Genomic DNA, 17,849 nt, shown 5'->3' on the forward strand with positions numbered 1-17,849 from the left:
TCTGACCCTCTGACCCTCTGACCCTCTGACCCTCTGACCCTCTGACCCTCTGACCTTCTGACCTCCTGATTTCCTACCTCCTGGCCTTTAAGTTCACTCATAATTTAATTCCGACGGCACTAAGGAAAATTATTTTTTTTCATTTTCCATTTTGCAATTATAACCTCTCTCTATATTTTTCACTTTAACCTTATTTCTAATGTGGTTTATTGTTGCTTGAAAAAATTTTCTTAATGGCCTAATGGGAAATTTTATGCTGTCGATAAAAAAAGTTACTGTTTAACTACTAAATTTGGCGGGATTTTGGTTTTTTAATTTGAAGTATTGACGATACTCGTTTTTTAGACTTTTCTTATTATGTGTACTTGGGTGGCAGTCTATCTGCTATTTCTGTACTACAGCTCTGGGCCTAGATTGCTTATGTTTAAATTTTGAGGATACTCAAATGGTTACTCAAGTTCTACTCACGCAAAAAGAAGTAGCAGCGATACAGTATGCGGTGCTCGGTAAGAATACATATAGCGGTGATGCTTTTTTTGATGCAGTAGCGGGGCAGTTTCGCGATGGGTCATTGACCCCTACACAGTATATTTCTAATTTATTAGCTTCTACTGATGGGGTTGCTCGCTACGCTGGTAAGACTGACACTGACATTGTCAAGGCCGTCTACGCATCATTATGGGGGAGCCCTGCCAGCGATGCAGTAGCTCAAACCTATTTATCTAGTGGTAGTTTAAGTTCTGCATTGAATGCTGTTATTAATAATGTTCTAAATTACAATGGGTTCGATTCGGCGACATTACTGGCACAGAACAATTTAGATAATGCTCTAAATGCTGTTATGTTTAAAGATTATGGAACTTCAACCTGGAATACCTGGAGCGTATCTCTAAATAACAAAGAGTTAGTAGAAGCTGCATATATTGCTCTTGCTGACCGTTCCGCAGATATGAGCGGGTTAAGAGCATGGACTTCATTTCTTACACAGCCTGGAAAAACATACGATTCGCTCTTAAAATTACTAATTAGCTCAGCAGAGTTTCAACGTAAAGGTGCAAACCTGGTTGGTGATGATTACATTAAGCATGTATATAATGGAATCTATGGTGTAGATCCTGATAGTACCGCACTTGCAAAATACAACGCATTGGGTACCGATAAAATTATTATTACGAAGGCAATCATCAACGATTTACGTGGTTCCACAGCTACAGATGTAACAGCTGTAACCAATCAGCATGCCTTTGAATATCAGATTGGTACCGGGTTACTTTATAAAACTAGCGCTGTCCTCAGCGCCAGCGCTACAGGCGGCAACGCCACTGGTACAGTCAATACCAATGCTAGCCATCAGCTCACTAATGCTGAAACTGCGGTTCTGACTAACGCGCAACTCAATGCTAACGTGGCGAGCACCGTTAACCTCAAATTCGCCGATCATTTGGCAAATCTAGAAATTAATGGTTCAAGCGCAGCCACTGTTAACCTGTCCGATAATGGGGTGAACCCTGGAGTAGACATCGTTGTTAACAACGGTAGCGTGATCCTCAATGCCAGTTCCGGCGCTGATGATGTTATTGTGAGTAACCTTGTTAATATGACCACCGCCACGGCTAAGTTTAACCTCGGAACGGGTAACGATACGCTGAAGTGGGCCGGTAACTCTACTGGCGGGGCAAATACAGTGAGCACGTCTGTCACCGCTGATGGTGGAGCTGGGATTGATACCATTTCGGCTAACTTTATTACGAAAAATGTCGTTATGGGTGGGAATATTGTTACCCGAACTGCAGTTATCACTTCCAACTCTTCGCAGTTCAGTAATTTCGAAAAGCTGGATCTTGCTGGCTATGTAGGGCAGGCAACTGTTAGTGCAAGTTCTACCGCTCAGGCCCATACATTTGACTTTGGCGTATTAACGGGTAATGCAACCACCGAATCGAGTTTGACTGGTACTCTTGGGACAAATATCACCCAGGCCGGAACTTCAACAGTCGGCTCGCAGGGATTTGTGTTATCGGGCCTGGCAAGTAATGTCCATGTGATTAATGCGGCAGGTGGCAATTCCGCGCAACTTGAAGTCACAGGTAACGCGACTGCGGCAAGTAGTGTCGATATTACGTTCCGTCCAGGTATCACCGATCATTTCAATGTTAACTTCACCGCAACCAGTAATAGCGATATCAACGCAGGCTCGCTGGCCCTAAACAGCAGTGGCGCCACTGCGTTGACAACCCTGAATGTCGGCTCGGGTGGTACCGGTAGTTTCGCTAACGCCATCAGCTTAGCGGGAACCGGTAGCCAACTACAAACTATCAATGTCACCGGCGATCATTTGCTTAATCTGACGGTAGGCACAGGTTACGGCAACCTGGAGACTATCAATGCTTCGGCAAATTCCGCAGGATTGAATTTGGATGCTAATGTGGGGGGAACTGGTAAAGGAATCCTTTATCAACTTCTGACTATTCTTCCTGCTGCAGGTGTGACAACAACAATTATTAATCTGTTAGGGTTAGGTGGTGGGCATAACTTATCGGTTCAAGGAACTAGCGTTGCGGATACCTTTAAGGTTCTCGGTAACACCATTGTTTCAGGTGGTGACGGTGCGAACCTTTACCAATTGAAAGCAAGCACCGTCAACTCTGGTGTGACCATTTCAGATTTTAATAGCGGTAAAGATAGCATTTTTGACACTGCTTCAGGTCTGACTATTAACAATGATGCCACGCATACCCAGGTAGCTGATTATGGTGTACGTACGACTGATGTTGTTGACGCGTTGTTAGGTACATTGGTTGGTGGTGTGGTTGGCGGCGTTGTCGGTCTGTTAGGGCAAATCCTTGGTATCGGTGGTAATGGTGATCTCACTGCTAAGGTGGGGGTAGCGTCGGTTGTCTGGACTGATAACTCCCACGAGGCTAGTAACTACCTGATTGTTGATAACAACAACAACCATACTCTGGATGCGAACGATACAGTAGTGTATCTCAACGGGCAAACCCATCAGCAGTTGGTTGATACTTTGCACTACGCTTGAGTAGCGTGATGTGATGGCTGTTTTATAAAAAAAAGGGGGAGGATGCTCTTCCCCCTTTTTATTGTGATCTCTGTCGTATTTTTATTAACATTAATTTTCGCATGGATTATGAAAAAATATTTTTTTGGTAGCTTGATATTTTAGTGCTTTCCTATCTATATATTATAAATATCTCCAGCCTGAGTTGTTGGGATCTGATTGCTCTACTGTCGGTAGAGGTGTGGCTGAAGGTACACAAAAATAAGGGAAAAAGCAGTGGAGCACTATTTACCGCGCAATGAAATTGCGGACGTAATACGCACTCGCAGTAAAATATTCTGGACAGTCGGTGTTTTTACCGCATTCATTAATATCTTAATGTTAGTACCTTCGATTTATATGCTCCAGGTTTATGACCGGGTGCTACCCTCTGGTAATGAAATCACTCTGCTGATGCTAACCCTTATCATGCTGGCCATGTTTGGTATGATGGCATTGCTGGAGTATGTCCGTAGCATGGTGGTCATACGGATTGGCGCGCAGCTAGATATGCGTTTAAATACACGTATTTATACCGCAGCATACGAAGATAATCTCAAAAATAAATCTGCTGATGCCGGGCAAATGCTTAACGATCTTACTAACATGCGTCAGTTTTTGACCGGCAGCGCGCTTTTTGCTTTTTTTGATGCACCCTGGTTCCCGATCTATTTGTTGGTCATTTTTCTGTTTAATCCCTGGTTAGGGTTGTTTGCATTAATTGGCTCATTAATATTGATAGCGCTGGCCGTGGTGAATGAAATAGTATCAAAAGAACCATTGGCTGAAGCGAGTAAGCTTGCGCTGCAATCAGGAAGTCTTGCCAGCACCAACTTGCGCAATGCGGAAGTTATAGAAGCGTTAGGAATGTTGCCAAATATCAAGGGACGATGGTTTAGTTTACATCAACGGTTTCTGAACAGTCAGCGAGTCGCGAGCGAACGAGCTTCTCGTATCAATTCTATTACGAAATTTGTTCGTCTATCCTTGCAATCTTTGGTGCTCGGGCTGGGGGGCTGGTTGGCTATTGATGGTCATATTACCCCGGGAATGATGATCGCCGGTTCTATTTTGATGGGGAGAACGCTTGCTCCGATAGAACAAGTGATTAACGTCTGGAAAAGCTGGAGCTCGGCAAAACTATCTTATGGCCGGCTGGTGAAGTTACTGGATAGTAATCCACCCCGTGGCACCGGTATGTCTCTACCGAAGCCTGAAGGGGTACTGAGCGTAGAAAATGTATCTGCGAAACCGCCTGGCGCGCAGGGTGAGCCGGTACTACACGCAGTGTCATTTAATTTACAGGCGGGGGATGTGCTTGGCATTATTGGGCCCAGCGCATCTGGAAAATCGACCCTGGCACGATTATTAGTTGGGATTTGGCCGGTAACTGAAGGAATTGTTCGGTTGGATGGCGCTGATATTTATCAGTGGAATAAAGATGAACTGGGCCCCCATATTGGCTATTTACCACAAGACATTGAATTGTTCGCCGGAACCATAGCAGAGAATATTGCGAGATTTAATGATGTCGATGCTGAGAAAGTGATTGCTGCCGCGAAACTGGCAGGGGTACACGAACTGATTTTGCGTTTTCCACATGGCTATGACTCAGTTATTGGCAACGGAGGAAGCGGACTTTCCGGAGGTCAAAAGCAACGAATTGGTCTTGCAAGGGCCTTATATGGCGATCCCTCGTTGATTGTTCTTGATGAACCGAATTCTAATCTGGATGACGCTGGCGAATTAGCCCTAAATAAGGCTATTGCCTTTCTTCGGGAGCGGCAAAAAACGGTGGTACTGATTACGCATCGAACTAACTTGCTTTCAATGACCAGTAAGTTGTTATTGTTAGTCAATGGTAAGGTTAACGCATTTGGTACCACCCAGCAGGTACTTCAGGCTTTGAATAATGCTCAGAGGACTCAGGCAGCACAGCAACAGGCAATGCATGCAGTTAATAGTGAATCGCATGACGGCAACGGGGTTACCCCTAAAACACAAATAAACTAAATAACGGCTTGCCAGATAAAAGCTGCAACTATCTGTTGTTAAAGGGGGGAATATGTCTTCTCAAATGAATCAGTCTTTTAGTGGCGATGTGCCATCAGATTCTACTGATGAGCGGAAATATACGCGTTTTGGTTGGTTGGTGATCGCGATTGGTTTATGCGGTTTCCTGCTATGGGCAGCTTTCGCTCCTCTGGATAAAGGCGTTGCCTCTCAAGGGTCGGTAACTGTTTCAGGAAACCGTAAAACTATTCAATCTCCAACCAGTGGTATTATCAGCAATATCGCGGTTAAAGAAGGGGATAAGGTCAAGGCCGGGCAGGTACTGGTTCAAATGAGCCAGGTGCAGGCACAGGCGCAGGTGGACTCCCTGAAGATCCAATATTACACAACACTGGCAACAGAGGGGCGTTTGTTAGCTGAAAGAGATAATCTGGATGCAATTAAATTCTCTGACGTTTTCAATGCTATCAAAGATAAGCCTCGTGCAGCGGAAATAATTGCCTTGCAGCAACAGCTTTTTATTTCTCGCCGACAGGCATTACGTAGTGAAGTCGATGGTTTTAGGCAGTCAATTGACGGTATCCGTTTCCAGCTCAAGGGATTACAGGATTCCCGGGCGAACAAACAGATTCAACTAAACAGCATCCGTGAGCAGATGACAAGTATGAAACAGCTTTCTGCGGAAGGGTATTTGCCGAGGAACCGTTATCTGGAGGCTCAACGTCAGTTTGCAGAGATCAGTAGCAGCATCGATGAGACGATAGGCAGGATCGGACAGCTACAAAAGCAACTGTTGGAGTCGCAGCAGCGTATCGACCAGCGGTATGCGGACTATCAGCGTGAAGTGAGAACGCAGTTAGCGCAAACGCAAATGGATGTAAATGATTATAAAAACAAACTGGATATGGCTAATTTTGAGCTAGGGAATACCGAAATTATTTCGCCAGTTGATGGTACCGTTGTTGGACTGAATATATTTACCCAAGGCGGCGTGGTGGGGGCTGGGGATCACCTTATGGATGTGGTACCCAGTGAAGCTGCGCTGGTTGTTGATGCTCAATTGAAAGTACAACTAATCGATAAAGTATATACCGGGCTCCCCGTTGAGCTTATGTTTACTGCTTTTAACCAAAACAGAACGCCTAAAATACCTGGTACGGTGACACTTGTTTCTGCCGACCGTTTAATCGATAAAGCAAATGGGGAAGCTTATTATCAGATGCAGGTAACGGTCACTCCGGAAGGAATCAAAATGCTCCAGGGTGAGGAAATCAAACCAGGGATGCCAGTTGAGGTGTTCGTAAGGACGGGGTCCCGTTCGCTGTTAAGTTATCTGTTTAAACCAATTTTGGATCGTGCGCGTACTTCATTGACCGAGGAATAATCGTGATTTTCATGAAAAGGAAGATGATTAATCTCACCCTTAGTTCGATAGTGTGGGTGGTATCCTCACCGGTGTATGCATTGGGCATTCTGGACGCCTATTCGCTAGCGCTGGAAAAAGACCCGACATTTCAGGCGGCGATTAAAGAAAAGGAAGCCGGGGATGAAGCAAAAAATATTGGACGAGCAGGGCTATTACCAAAAGTCTCTCTCAATTATCAGAATGCGCCACGTAATTGGCAGACTCAAAAATATCAGACGAGTGATATTTTTGGCAATGTTAGCGATGTGACTAAACGACAGCAGTACCGCAGTTATGCGGGTTCCGTGACCCTAACGCAACCTCTATTTGATTATGAGGCTTATGCGAAATATAAAACCGGAGTCGCACAAAGTTTGATGGCTGACGAAAAATATCGCAGTAAATACCTCGATCTTGCAGTCCGGGTCATTTCGGCTTACGTCAGTGTTGCATACGCCAAAGATCAAATTGCACTCGCTGAGGCGCAAAAGGCAGCCTATAAAGAACAACTTGCGTTGAATGATCGCCTGATGTCCGCTGGTGAGGGCACTGTGACGGACGTTGCTGAGACTCAGGCACGGTATAGTCTTGCTGAAGCTCAGGTCATCGAGGCTCGAGATGTCTTAGACTCAGCTCAGCGGGAGCTTGAAGTCATCATCGGAATTCCTCTCGATCAGTTAGATGCATTGCAGACGTTACGGCAGGGTAAATTCCAGGTCTCACCGCTACGTTTTACAGCATTCGATGATTGGCAAAAGCTAGCCATGGAACGAAATCCACAACTAGCTTCATCACGACATGGCGTGGATGCCGCGCGTTATGATGTTGAACGTAACCGGGCTGGTTTTATGCCACAAGTTCAGCTATATGCATCACACTCGGAAAATGATTCAAGCAGCGACAATACGGTAAATCAGAAATATCGAACCGACAGTGTTGGGGTTCAGGTATCAATGCCAATTTATTCTGGCGGGGGAGTTGCAGCCTCGACGAGGCAGGCTGCGGCGCGTTATGGGCAGGCTAAGTATGAACTGGACGCCCAGGTCGGTTCGATTATGAACGACCTTCGTAAACAGTTTAATCAGTGTATTAGTAGCCAGGCTAAGCTCAGGGCCTATGAATTGGCTGTAAAATCTGCGACGACGCAGGTAGAGGCTACACGGCAAAGTGTGCTCGCCGGGCAGAGGGTGAACGTTGATGTGCTTAATGCGGAGCAGCAACTCTATGCTGCACAGCGAGATTTAGCAGAAGCTAAATACACTTATATTAAGGCCTGGATTACGTTGCTTGGAGATTCAGGTACGCTGAGCGAAAAAGATATTATGCAAGTTGCGGGGTACTTCCATCGTTCTTGAGTGAAACTGTGAAGTTCGGAACAGAAAGAGTGTAAAATAGTTTGTTTTTGCATCTCTGAAACCCGTATGCTACCGTGGCATTTACGAGACTATCTCTGTATTCTACATCGAAAGATATCCCTGTCGAATTAGAAGTATATAACGTTGAGGAAACTACTACTCTGATTACACTATGGGCTGTTAATATACCGCAATCTGTGGATTGCGGTAAAAACAGAAGATAAGAAATTATCAAATTGCGTAGTAGTCTTTATACCACTCCACGAAGTTTTTCACGCCTTGCTTGACCGTAGTTTGTGGCCTGAAACCAACCAGATCATACAGCGGTTGAGTTTCAGCGCTTGTCTCCAGAACATCGCCTGGTTGCATCGGCATCATGTTTTTCTTAGCTTCCATACCCATAGCTTCTTCAAGCGCGGTGATGTAGTCCATTAGTTCAACCGGCGAGCTATTGCCGATGTTATAGACCCGATAGGGGGCAGAACTGGTCGCCGGAGACCCGGTTTCTACCGTCCAGTCCGGATTTGGCTGCGGAATGACATCCTGAACACGAACAACAGCTTCAACTATATCGTCAATATAGGTGAAGTCTCTTTTCATTTTTCCGTAGTTGTATACGTTGATGCTTTGACCTTCGAGCATGGCTTTTGTGAACTTGAATAATGCCATATCCGGACGTCCCCATGGGCCATAGACGGTAAAAAACCGCAGACCGGTTGTTGGAATCCCATAGAGATGCGCATAAGTATGCGCCATCAATTCATTAGCTTTTTTGGTTGCCGCGTAAAGCGATACTGGGTGATCTACCGAATCATCGGTTGAGAACGGCATCTTACGATTTAAACCATAAACGGAACTGGATGACGCGTAGACCAGATGCTCGATTTTATTATGGCGACACCCCTCAAGGATATTCAGGAACCCCATCAGGTTGGCGTCAGCATAAGCGTGCGGGTTTTCCAGTGAGTAGCGTACGCCGGCTTGCGCGGCAAGGTGGATTACGCGATTAAATTTCTCACTAGAAAAAAGCTGCTCCATGTTAACCCGATCGGCGAGATCAATTTTGTGAAAACTGAACAAAGGCGTTTTCAGAAGATCCAGGCGGGCTTGTTTGAGGCTCACATCGTAGTAGTCATTCATGTTGTCGATCCCGACAACCTCATGACCAGCTTCCAGCAGGCGTTTACATACATGGAAGCCGATGAAGCCAGCAGCGCCAGTGACTAAAAATTTCATTTATATCCTCCAGGATCATGATGTCCCACTACTTATAGGCGCCTATTTTACACAGGGGGGAGGTAACGATCATCTTGTTTACTGGTTGGCTTGGAAAGGACGGGGAGAATAACATTTAAAGCTAAACCGCCCGGTAAAGCGCACGCCATGTCCAATTATGAGAGTGAAAATTATTCTCATTGGTGAGCAAGTTTTCTAAGTTGTAACAAACGTTTAAATGGCATTGTACTTACCTGGTGTATGTATCTTCTTTGCCAGTCAATCCTGCTTTTTCGCTTTTAATCTTATAGGCCGGGAGTATACTATGCTGCTGTTTCATTCATATGGTATTCGCTTGAGAAGCTCACATTGCAACTTTCTGATTTTATTACCATAATAGACAAGTATACCACTAACATTAATGATGCTGCCGAATGGGGCAACTCACTTAAAGTTAAGCATCTCCGTTGCCAGGTCCGTTGTCTGAAATGAGACTAACCTGATGGCAAGTTGCCTCTAAAGCAGAGAGAGTGACCGCTCTCAGATTGAGCTCAAGAATGATGCTTGAGATAGAGCGAGTTCATAGGCTCTTGCGGTAGCATTTAGATTGTAATGCATTGAAGTTTATGAAGATTTATAAAATTCTAGACTTGTTCTGCGCGCTTTGGTTGCGATAGCCAATGGCGGTAGCGTGTCTCTGATTGGTGAGATAGATGGCTGAAGCAGGTCAAAATGAGAAAGCTAATCATTTGTGGCCGTATAGTTCCCCCCGTAACATACTCTAAATGATGGTGTATAGTACGCTATTATGTGGAACTGCGTATGGTTGCTGAGAAGGGTTTATCCATACAGGGGGTTAAAAGGCAACGGCCGCTTTTGGTAACTATATAATAATTATGTTGATATTATAGCTATGCACTGTTTCCTCCGAGGTAATAATGGTGAGTATGGTTGCGTGGTCGATTTCAAAAAAATGAGTGCAAATAATGAAGTTTAAATTAGGATATTTATTTGATCTACTTGTTGTGATAACTAATAAAGATTTAAAAGTTCGCTATAAAAGTAGCATCTTTGGATATTTATGGTCTATTGCAAACCCTTTATTATTTGCGATGATTTACTATTTTATTTTTAAAATGGTAATGAGAGTACAAATTCCAAATTATACCGTTTTTCTAATCACTGGATTGTTCCCATGGCAATGGTTTGCAAGTTCAGCAACCAATTCATTGTATTCATTTATCTCCAACGCGCAGATTATTAAGAAAACAGTATTTCCACGCTCGGTTATCCCTTTGAGCAATGTAATGATGGAAGGATTACATTTCTTGTGTACAATTCCTGTAATTGCAGTATTTCTTTATATTTATGGTATGTCGCCATCGCTTAGTTGGTTCTGGGGCATTCCGCTACTGGCGATCGGTCAAATTATTTTTACATTTGGATTTGCTCTAATTTTCTCAACGCTAAATTTGTTTTTCCGTGACCTGGAGCGATTTGTCGCTTTAGGTATTATGTTGATGTTCTACTGTACCCCGATACTCTATAATTCCGATATGATCCCGCAACAATTTACCTGGATCATTGATTATAATCCACTGGCTAGCATGATTATGGCCTGGCGAGATCTGCTTATGAATGGCAACTTGGATTATGTGCATATCACTTATCTATACTCATCAGGCATGGTTGTATTGCTGCTAGGGGTGTGGGTCTTTAATAAATTAAAATATCGATTTGCAGAGATTTTGTGATGACAGCTGTTATTGAATTTTGCAATGTAACAAAAGAGTATCCTCTATATCATCATATTGGCTCTGGCATTAAAGATCTGTTTTTTCATCCGCGTCGGGCCTTTAATTTGCTAAAAGGTCGCAAATATCTGGCGATCGAAAACGTGTCATTCACCGTTAATAAGGGTGAATCAGTTGCATTGATTGGTCGCAATGGCGCAGGCAAAAGTACTACCCTTGGTCTCGTTGCTGGTGTGCTAAAGCCAAGTAAGGGCGAGGTTAAAGTCGTCGGACGCGTGGCTTCGATGCTGGAGTTGGGAGGCGGTTTTCATCCGGAACTGACCGGGCGCGAAAATATCAAACTTAATGCCACCTTACTGGGGTTACGCAGAGCAGAAGTAAACAAGCGGCTTGATAAAATTATCGAGTTCTCAGAGCTAGGCGAGTTTATTGATGAGCCTATTCGCGTATACTCCAGTGGCATGCTGGCGAAACTGGGCTTTTCAGTAATTAGTCAGGTTGATCCAGATGTATTGATTATCGACGAAGTCCTTGCGGTTGGTGATATCGCATTTCAACGCAAATGCATTGAAACAATCAATGAGTTCAGAAAACGTGGGGTAACAATCCTGTTTGTTAGCCACAGCATGAAAGATGTCATGCAGATTTGCGATAAAGTTGTGTGGGTTGAAAATCATCGGTTGAAAGCGATCGGTGAGGCAAGCTCAATTGTTGATGAATATGTAGCCTCAATGGCTTGATGGAAAAACTAATGCAGAAGAATGTACTTATTGTCGGCGCAGGATTTTCAGGCGCGGTTATTGGTCGCTTATTGGCTGAAGCTGGTCATCAGGTGACGATTATTGACAGCCGGCCGCATGTTGCTGGTAACTGCTATAGTGAACGGGATAGTGAAACCAATGTTATGGTTCATACTTATGGCCCTCATATTTTCCATACTGACAATGCTGAAGTTTGGGAGTACATCAACCAATACACGGAAATGATGCCTTATGTGAACCGGGTGAAGACGACGGTCAATGGGCAAGTCTTTTCCTTACCAATCAACTTACACACAATTAACCAGTTCTTCCATACTACGTGCTCCCCAACCGAAGCGCGTAAATTAATTGATGAGAAGAGTGATAAAACGATAGAAGAACCTGCAACATTTGAAGAGCAGGCACTGCGTTTTGTCGGCAAAGAACTATATGAAGCCTTTTTTAAAGGTTACACCATCAAACAGTGGGGAATGTCTCCGTCGGAGCTCCCGGCTTCAATTCTTAAGCGTCTGCCTGTACGATTCAATTATGATGATAACTACTTTAATCATAAATATCAGGGAATGCCAAAAGACGGCTATACGGTAATCGTTGATAAGATATTAGATCACAAAAATATTACTGTGGCTTTAAACACCCAGTATGATGAGACCACTCGTGGCGAATATGATCATGTATTTTATAGTGGCGCGCTGGATGGTTTTTATAAATACGATATGGGGCGCCTGGGCTATCGTACCCTGGATTTCGATGCTTTCCGAACCGAAGGTGATTATCAGGGATGTGCGGTAATGAATTATGGTGAGCAAAAAGTGCCTTACACTCGTATTACTGAGCATAAATACTTTGCTCCATGGGAGAGTCACGAGAAATCAATCTGCTACCGCGAATTTAGTCGAGCATGTGAGCCTGAGGATATTCCATACTACCCAATTCGACAGGTAGGTGAGATGGCCATGCTGCAAAATTACCTCGATCGCGCTGAAAAAGAAGCAAATATTACCTTTGTTGGTCGTCTGGGGACATACCGCTATCTTGATATGGACGTAACTATTGCTGAAGCTCTGGAAACGGGAAGAACTTATCTTAAGTCATTAGAACAGAATTCAGTGATGCCTGTATTTACGGTTAAAGTCAGATGAATGTAGCTGCTCTAATCGTCACTTATAATCGGTTAGAAAAGTTAAAAACAACAATTGAGGCAACGCTGGCGTTGCCTTTTCAGTATATAGTTGTGGTTAACAATGCATCAACCGATGATACTCAAGCCTATCTTGATTCTGTTTGCGATGAGCGAGTTAAAGTTTTACATCGAGAGGTGAATGATGGTGGGGCTGGCGGTTTTAAATACGGAGCGCAATGGATAACGCAAAATTTGAACACTGATTGGGTTCTGTTTTACGATGACGATGCATATCCGAATCATAATTTTGGCGTTGCGTTTCAGACCCTTGACCTATCAATTGAAAATGTTTATGTCTGCACGGTGGTGGATACTTCAGGCAATTACTGTAAAATGAATATACCCTGGAAGAAAATTCCTAATGGCATTTTGGGTAATATAGCTTACAGAACTAATCCTGCACGTTTTATTCCTGACGGCCATAAACAAGAGACCGTGGTGAGTGTTTCATTTGTAGGGATGTTGATTAGTCAGGAAACACTAAAGAAATCTATATCGTTTATATATGATGAGCTTTTTATCTATTATGACGATGTTTACTTTGGTCATCATCTGGTTCTACTGCATACACCTATTATATACCTTCCTGAATTATGTATTGTCCATGATATTGATACTACGAATAAATTAATTGCGCCATGGAAATTATATTATTTAAGCAGAAACCTTATCTTGTCCCGTAAAATATTCCAGGATGATTCGCCTTTCACCTTGTTTGATGTTTCATTAAGATTATTGAAATATATATTTACAGCATTGAAACATGACAAGCGGAAAGAATGTATGATTAATGTCTATAATGGAATCAAGGATGGTTTCTGGAAGCCAAAAGGTAGAGGTGCATAATCCGCTATGAAGAAGAAGTTATGCTATTTTGTAAACTCTGCCTGGTATTTTGAGCTTCATTGGCTAGAAAGAGGAATTGCTGCTTTAGATAATGGATATGATGTCTATGTTGTTGCTAATTTTTTAGATGATGCAATTTCAGATAGACTTTCTGCATTAGGATTTCACTGTATCAATAGTCAAATTAATGAGAAAAGCATCAATCCATTTGCTTTTATCAAAGGCTTTTTAAATGCCTCGAAGATATTGAAAACGATTAATCCTGATATCCTTCATTGTATTACGATTAAACCCGGTATTATAAGTTGCCTGTGGGCAAAATATCATAAAACTAAACTTGTTTATAGTTTTGTAGGTTTAGGGCGGGTATTTGAAAGTGAGCAACTCATTTTTAAAATATTACGTTGGTTGGTGCTTAAATTGTATCGATACTTGTTCTCAAATGTCGATTGTAAAATCATATTTGAACACCGAGAAGATAAAAGGAAAATACTTTCTCTGCTAGGAATCAAAGAAGAGAAGGCAAAGGTCATTGACGGCGCTGGTGTTAATACCAGTTATTTTTCTTACCAGCAAGAGCCGAAATTGACACATGGAACAATACTTTTTGCCAGCCGCATGCTACACAGTAAAGGATTACTTGACCTCATTAAGGCGAAAAGAATCCTAAAGTTAGAAGGGATAGATTGTACCATCCACGTAGCAGGTATTATCGTTGAGAATGACGACGATGGAATTACCTTGGGGCAAATAGAAAAATGGCACGCAGCGGGAGATATTGTCTGGTTAGGTACTCGAGATGATATTAGAGAATTGATTGCTGGGGCAAATATTGTTGCTCTTCCTTCTGTATATCCCGAAGGTGTACCACGAATTCTGCTTGAGGCTGGTGCCGTGGGTAGAGCTTGTGTTGTCTATGATAATGGTGGGTGTAACTCACTAATTAAAGACGGCTATAATGGTTATATAGTTGAACGCAAAAATGTCAAAGAACTGGCCGCGAGAATTAAAGCATTGATAAATGAAGATGATGACAGACAGAAAATGGGTATCAATGCCAGGGAAAATATTGTCAATCATTATACATCAGAAATTGTTATTGATAAAACATTACAAGTATATGAAGAACTGTTCCAGCGCTGAAAAATAATGATACGGTTAGGTCTATGAATAATAGTATTTCGTTACAGTCATCAGTATTCCCTGATATACACCACCGTGAAATTAGCGCTCTGTATTTTTTATCTGATAATGTATCTACATGCGTTAATGATGCAGGGTACGTTAGGGTATTTAAGAATCAAGAAGTTTGTTTTGATACTTTTTATAATTCATTTGATCTCCAAAAATGGTCTAAATACACAACGGTTAATCAGCTTGGTTTTAAAATTGATGTTGTTGGTAGAGGTATTGCCACTATTTTCTTCAAAAACCATGATGTATTAAAGAAAGTCTTTCAGCGCGAAGTTGAAGGGGCAGTCACAATAGATAATCTAGAATTAAGTGAATGTCTTGACGGTAGGCTTTATTTTTACTGGTCGTCAATTGATGATAGTGAAATCAGGAGTTTTTCTTTTACTACATATGGGGCAGTAGAGGATTTTGGTAAGTTAGCGATTGTCATCACTACTTATAATCGACAGGCAGCATTATTATCGACATTGTCGAGATTTGAGGAGAACTTATTTGCCGATAGTGTCGGTCAGTCAAAATTTAATGTATATGTTATAGATAATGGGTGCAATTTAAATTTAGAGCCAGGACCTAATGTTACCTATATAAAAAATAAAAACATGGGGGGGGCCGGTGGTTTCACCCGCGGTTTATTTGAGGTGAAAAAGAACAATAAAGAAACTTATTGTATCTTTATGGATGATGACGCATCCTGTGAAATTGAAAGTATCAAAAGAGCATATTGGTTCATGTGTTTTTCAAAAAACGATGAACAGATGATTGCAGGCAGTATGCTATATGAGGATAATCCTCAGACAGTATACGAGGCCGGCGCTATTTATCCTTACAAGCAGATACGAATGCGGCCCTTAAAAAACGGTGTTGATGTTTCAACACCAGGCGGGCTTGATGTGTTTAATCAAGAGGACGGACAGGCCAATTATGCCGCATGGTGGTTCTGCGCTTTTAAAGTATCAGCGGCAAAACACTATGCTTTTCCGTTCTTTGTCCGTGGCGATGACATTTTATTCGGAGTAATGCATGCCTACCCGATCGTGACTCTCAATGGCATTGCATCGTGGCAGATGAATTTTAATCAAAAATATAGTGCATTAGTTGAATATTTAAGCGTCAGAGGGTTGCTGGTCCCGGCGTTTGTATACCCGTCGCCAAAGAAAGGAAGACAGATAGCTTTTTGGATATTAGCAAAAGTGCTTTTACTATGCTTTTCCTACCGATATTCTTCGGCCGAGGCTATCATCGAAGCTTATTTAGATGTGATGAAAGGTGGTGATTTTTGGATTGACGATCCTGATGCTGAAAAAGCTCGTAGACGGATTAGTGAGTTGTCGAAAGATGAACGCCCTGGAGAAGTAGCGGATGGCAAGGCCGTGAAAAAAACGGACCGTAATGGACCTGAGCCTAAATGGGCTAAGATACTCAGGCTGTTTCTTCTCAATGGTCATTTGGTTCCTAAGTTTATCACGTCTGGAAATAGTGTACGAATACCGAACACAGAAATTCATCCGACAAAACAGGTTTTTTTGAATGCTGAAGTTTACTATGAAACTACTGACGGTAGTTTTATCGTACTGAAACAAAATAAATTACGCTGCGCTAGATTGATAATTAAAACACTATGGGTCATTAGCAAAGGGTACTTTACTTATAATGCTGTTGCAGAAGAGTATGGAAATAAGATTTCATACTTTACATCTGAGACTTTTTGGAAGAAATACTTTATTTAAATATTGACTGCTTTGGTCTTTATTCTTAATGATAATGTTGTTACAGTTAATTATTTCTTCTTACGGGTAAGAATCAGAGTTGTATTTATACGAAAGATATAAATTTTGATTTGGTTAGGTTATAAAATCCAGCCTGAAGTTAAATATATTCATACAAGAGACAGTAATGAGCGACATGATAGTTTGTGATACTCGACAATCGAAGGTTATACCAAAATTGTCTATTATTGTACCAGTCTATAATACCTCTGGTTTTGTGGAGAAGACTTTATCTTCATTTGATAAAAATGGTAATGATCAAATAGAAATTATCATTGTAAATGATGGTAGTACTGACAATAGTGTCGAAGTTGTTCAGCAGTGGCTTGATACCTATAAAGGTAATGCAGTTTTCATATCCCAGGAAAATAAAGGACTATCAGAGGCCAGAAACACGGCCTTACGCTATGCGAATGGCCAATATATTTCTTTCTGCGATAGCGATGATTGGTTAAATGAAAAAGCTGTTCTGGATTCGCTGAAGTTTGCTGAGTCTGACGATCTTGATATTGTATTATATCGTTCATACGTGTATGACAACCAAACTAAAGACTCCTACCCATTCTATGATGCGGCGACGTGGGATTATATTTTAGGCGGTGAACTTAAGAAGACTGTTAATATTGCAGCATATCCGCAAATTCTCAGCCTTGAACCAAATACGAACAACCGTATCCTTAAGAAAGAGTTTTTTGACAAGTATATAACTATCTTCCCAGTGGGTATTCATTTTGAAGATGTTACCCCGCATATTGTAAGTCTGGTTAACGCAACAAAAATTGGTATGATAGATACTGTCGGCTATTTTTACCGAGTTAATCGCGAAGGGAAGATTACAGATCAAAAAAGCGAAAAGCGATTTGATATCATTAAGACAGCGAAAGAGTTATTGCAAAAGCCTGAAGTTACGGGCCTCAATGCTTATCAGCAATATTGTGTGATGTCGCTAATATTCAAAATGATTTTCTGGTGTGGACGATATACAACTCTGAGCGACAGACGGCGTTACTTCCAGCAAGGTGTGGATCTATTTTCGGCATCGAATCCGGTTGTGCGTTCGCGTTTAAAAACATCCTTAGGCTTTGCGGAACGTAACAGAGAGTTCATTCTCATGTTGGCGTTTTTCAATGGTGCTACGGATTTCCTCACTGAGTACAGTACTGGTAAGCAAACGCTGTCAACAAAATTTAAATTGTTGAAGGCTATTTCAACTGCAAACATTGATGTCAATAAATTGATCTTCAAAAAAGCTTTGCGTTTTGCAAAAAACAAGTTCGGAAAACGGGTAGTGGGTTAACA

The 17,849-nt window shown here is 42.1% G+C and carries 12 protein-coding genes; 11 read left to right on the forward strand and 1 reads right to left on the reverse strand.

Annotated features, from left to right (window positions below; genetic code table 11):
* The first annotated feature begins 445 nt into the window (after window positions 1-445).
* From ABLV17_RS06320 to ABLV17_RS06335, 4 genes are all read left to right on the forward strand, one after another.
* Complete coding sequence (locus tag ABLV17_RS06320; RefSeq protein ID WP_213794942.1) at window positions 446-3,040, forward strand: DUF4214 domain-containing protein; 2,595 nt, start codon at window positions 446-448, stop codon at window positions 3,038-3,040.
* Between the two features lie 255 nt (window positions 3,041-3,295).
* Entirely contained in the window at window positions 3,296-5,071 is a 1,776-nt protein-coding gene (locus tag ABLV17_RS06325) for a type I secretion system permease/ATPase (protein WP_271031457.1), read from the forward strand.
* Between the two features lie 52 nt (window positions 5,072-5,123).
* Window positions 5,124-6,455, forward strand: a complete 1,332-nt coding sequence (locus ABLV17_RS06330; protein ID WP_087860461.1) for an HlyD family type I secretion periplasmic adaptor subunit — start codon at window positions 5,124-5,126, stop codon at window positions 6,453-6,455.
* 2 nt (window positions 6,456-6,457) lie between these two features.
* Window positions 6,458-7,831 (forward strand): TolC family outer membrane protein, encoded by a 1,374-nt coding sequence (locus ABLV17_RS06335; protein WP_087860462.1) that lies wholly within the window; start codon window positions 6,458-6,460, stop codon window positions 7,829-7,831.
* 231 nt (window positions 7,832-8,062) lie between these two features.
* Here the strand turns inward: ABLV17_RS06335 and ABLV17_RS06340 are convergent, their stop codons facing one another.
* Complete coding sequence (locus ABLV17_RS06340; RefSeq protein WP_271031458.1) at window positions 8,063-9,067, reverse strand: NAD-dependent epimerase; 1,005 nt, start codon at window positions 9,065-9,067, stop codon at window positions 8,063-8,065.
* Window positions 9,068-10,032: 965 nt separating this feature from the next.
* Here ABLV17_RS06340 and ABLV17_RS06345 point away from each other — a divergent pair.
* From ABLV17_RS06345 to ABLV17_RS06375, 7 genes are all read left to right on the forward strand, one after another.
* On the forward strand, window positions 10,033-10,800 hold the full coding sequence (locus tag ABLV17_RS06345) for an ABC transporter permease (protein WP_087860464.1): 768 nt from the start codon (window positions 10,033-10,035) through the stop codon (window positions 10,798-10,800).
* On the forward strand, window positions 10,800-11,540 hold the full coding sequence (locus ABLV17_RS06350) for an ABC transporter ATP-binding protein (RefSeq protein WP_045391802.1): 741 nt from the start codon (window positions 10,800-10,802) through the stop codon (window positions 11,538-11,540). The genes ABLV17_RS06345 and ABLV17_RS06350 overlap by 1 nt, the downstream gene beginning before the upstream one ends.
* An 11-nt stretch (window positions 11,541-11,551) precedes the next feature.
* Window positions 11,552-12,703, forward strand: coding sequence for a UDP-galactopyranose mutase (gene glf, locus ABLV17_RS06355; RefSeq protein WP_113373501.1), 1,152 nt, complete (start codon window positions 11,552-11,554; stop codon window positions 12,701-12,703).
* Window positions 12,700-13,590 (forward strand): glycosyltransferase, encoded by an 891-nt coding sequence (locus ABLV17_RS06360; RefSeq protein WP_113373502.1) that lies wholly within the window; start codon window positions 12,700-12,702, stop codon window positions 13,588-13,590. Before glf ends, ABLV17_RS06360 begins: the two co-directional genes overlap by 4 nt.
* Window positions 13,591-13,596: 6 nt before the next feature.
* Window positions 13,597-14,733 carry a glycosyltransferase family 4 protein gene (locus ABLV17_RS06365; protein WP_271031459.1) on the forward strand — a complete coding sequence of 379 codons (1,137 nt, stop codon included), beginning with the start codon at window positions 13,597-13,599 and terminating at the stop codon, window positions 14,731-14,733.
* 23 nt (window positions 14,734-14,756) lie between these two features.
* Window positions 14,757-16,511 (forward strand): glycosyltransferase, encoded by a 1,755-nt coding sequence (locus ABLV17_RS06370; RefSeq protein ID WP_348854143.1) that lies wholly within the window; start codon window positions 14,757-14,759, stop codon window positions 16,509-16,511.
* A 166-nt stretch (window positions 16,512-16,677) separates the two neighbouring features.
* Window positions 16,678-17,847, forward strand: a complete 1,170-nt coding sequence (locus ABLV17_RS06375; protein WP_087860469.1) for a glycosyltransferase family 2 protein — start codon at window positions 16,678-16,680, stop codon at window positions 17,845-17,847.
* Window positions 17,848-17,849 lie beyond the last annotated feature (2 nt).

Origin of the sequence: Klebsiella sp. CN_Kp091 (genome assembly GCF_040065095.1) — a bacterium.
Taxonomy (GTDB): domain Bacteria; phylum Pseudomonadota; class Gammaproteobacteria; order Enterobacterales; family Enterobacteriaceae; genus Klebsiella; species Klebsiella aerogenes.

Excerpts from the sequence above, each read along its gene's own strand:
- ABLV17_RS06320 (WP_213794942.1), top strand. The coding sequence starts at position 446 with ATGGTTACTCAAGTTCTACTCACGCAAAAAGAAGTAGCAGCGATACAG.
- ABLV17_RS06365 (WP_271031459.1), top strand. The coding sequence starts at position 13,597 with ATGAAGAAGAAGTTATGCTATTTTGTAAACTCTGCCTGGTATTTTGAG.
- ABLV17_RS06340 (WP_271031458.1), bottom strand. The coding sequence starts at position 9,067 with ATGAAATTTTTAGTCACTGGCGCTGCTGGCTTCATCGGCTTCCATGTA.
- ABLV17_RS06330 (WP_087860461.1), top strand. The coding sequence starts at position 5,124 with ATGTCTTCTCAAATGAATCAGTCTTTTAGTGGCGATGTGCCATCAGAT.
- ABLV17_RS06345 (WP_087860464.1), top strand. The coding sequence starts at position 10,033 with ATGAAGTTTAAATTAGGATATTTATTTGATCTACTTGTTGTGATAACT.
- ABLV17_RS06360 (WP_113373502.1), top strand. The coding sequence starts at position 12,700 with ATGAATGTAGCTGCTCTAATCGTCACTTATAATCGGTTAGAAAAGTTA.
- ABLV17_RS06375 (WP_087860469.1), top strand. The coding sequence starts at position 16,678 with ATGAGCGACATGATAGTTTGTGATACTCGACAATCGAAGGTTATACCA.
- ABLV17_RS06350 (WP_045391802.1), top strand. The coding sequence starts at position 10,800 with ATGACAGCTGTTATTGAATTTTGCAATGTAACAAAAGAGTATCCTCTA.
- glf (WP_113373501.1), top strand. The coding sequence starts at position 11,552 with ATGCAGAAGAATGTACTTATTGTCGGCGCAGGATTTTCAGGCGCGGTT.
- ABLV17_RS06370 (WP_348854143.1), top strand. The coding sequence starts at position 14,757 with ATGAATAATAGTATTTCGTTACAGTCATCAGTATTCCCTGATATACAC.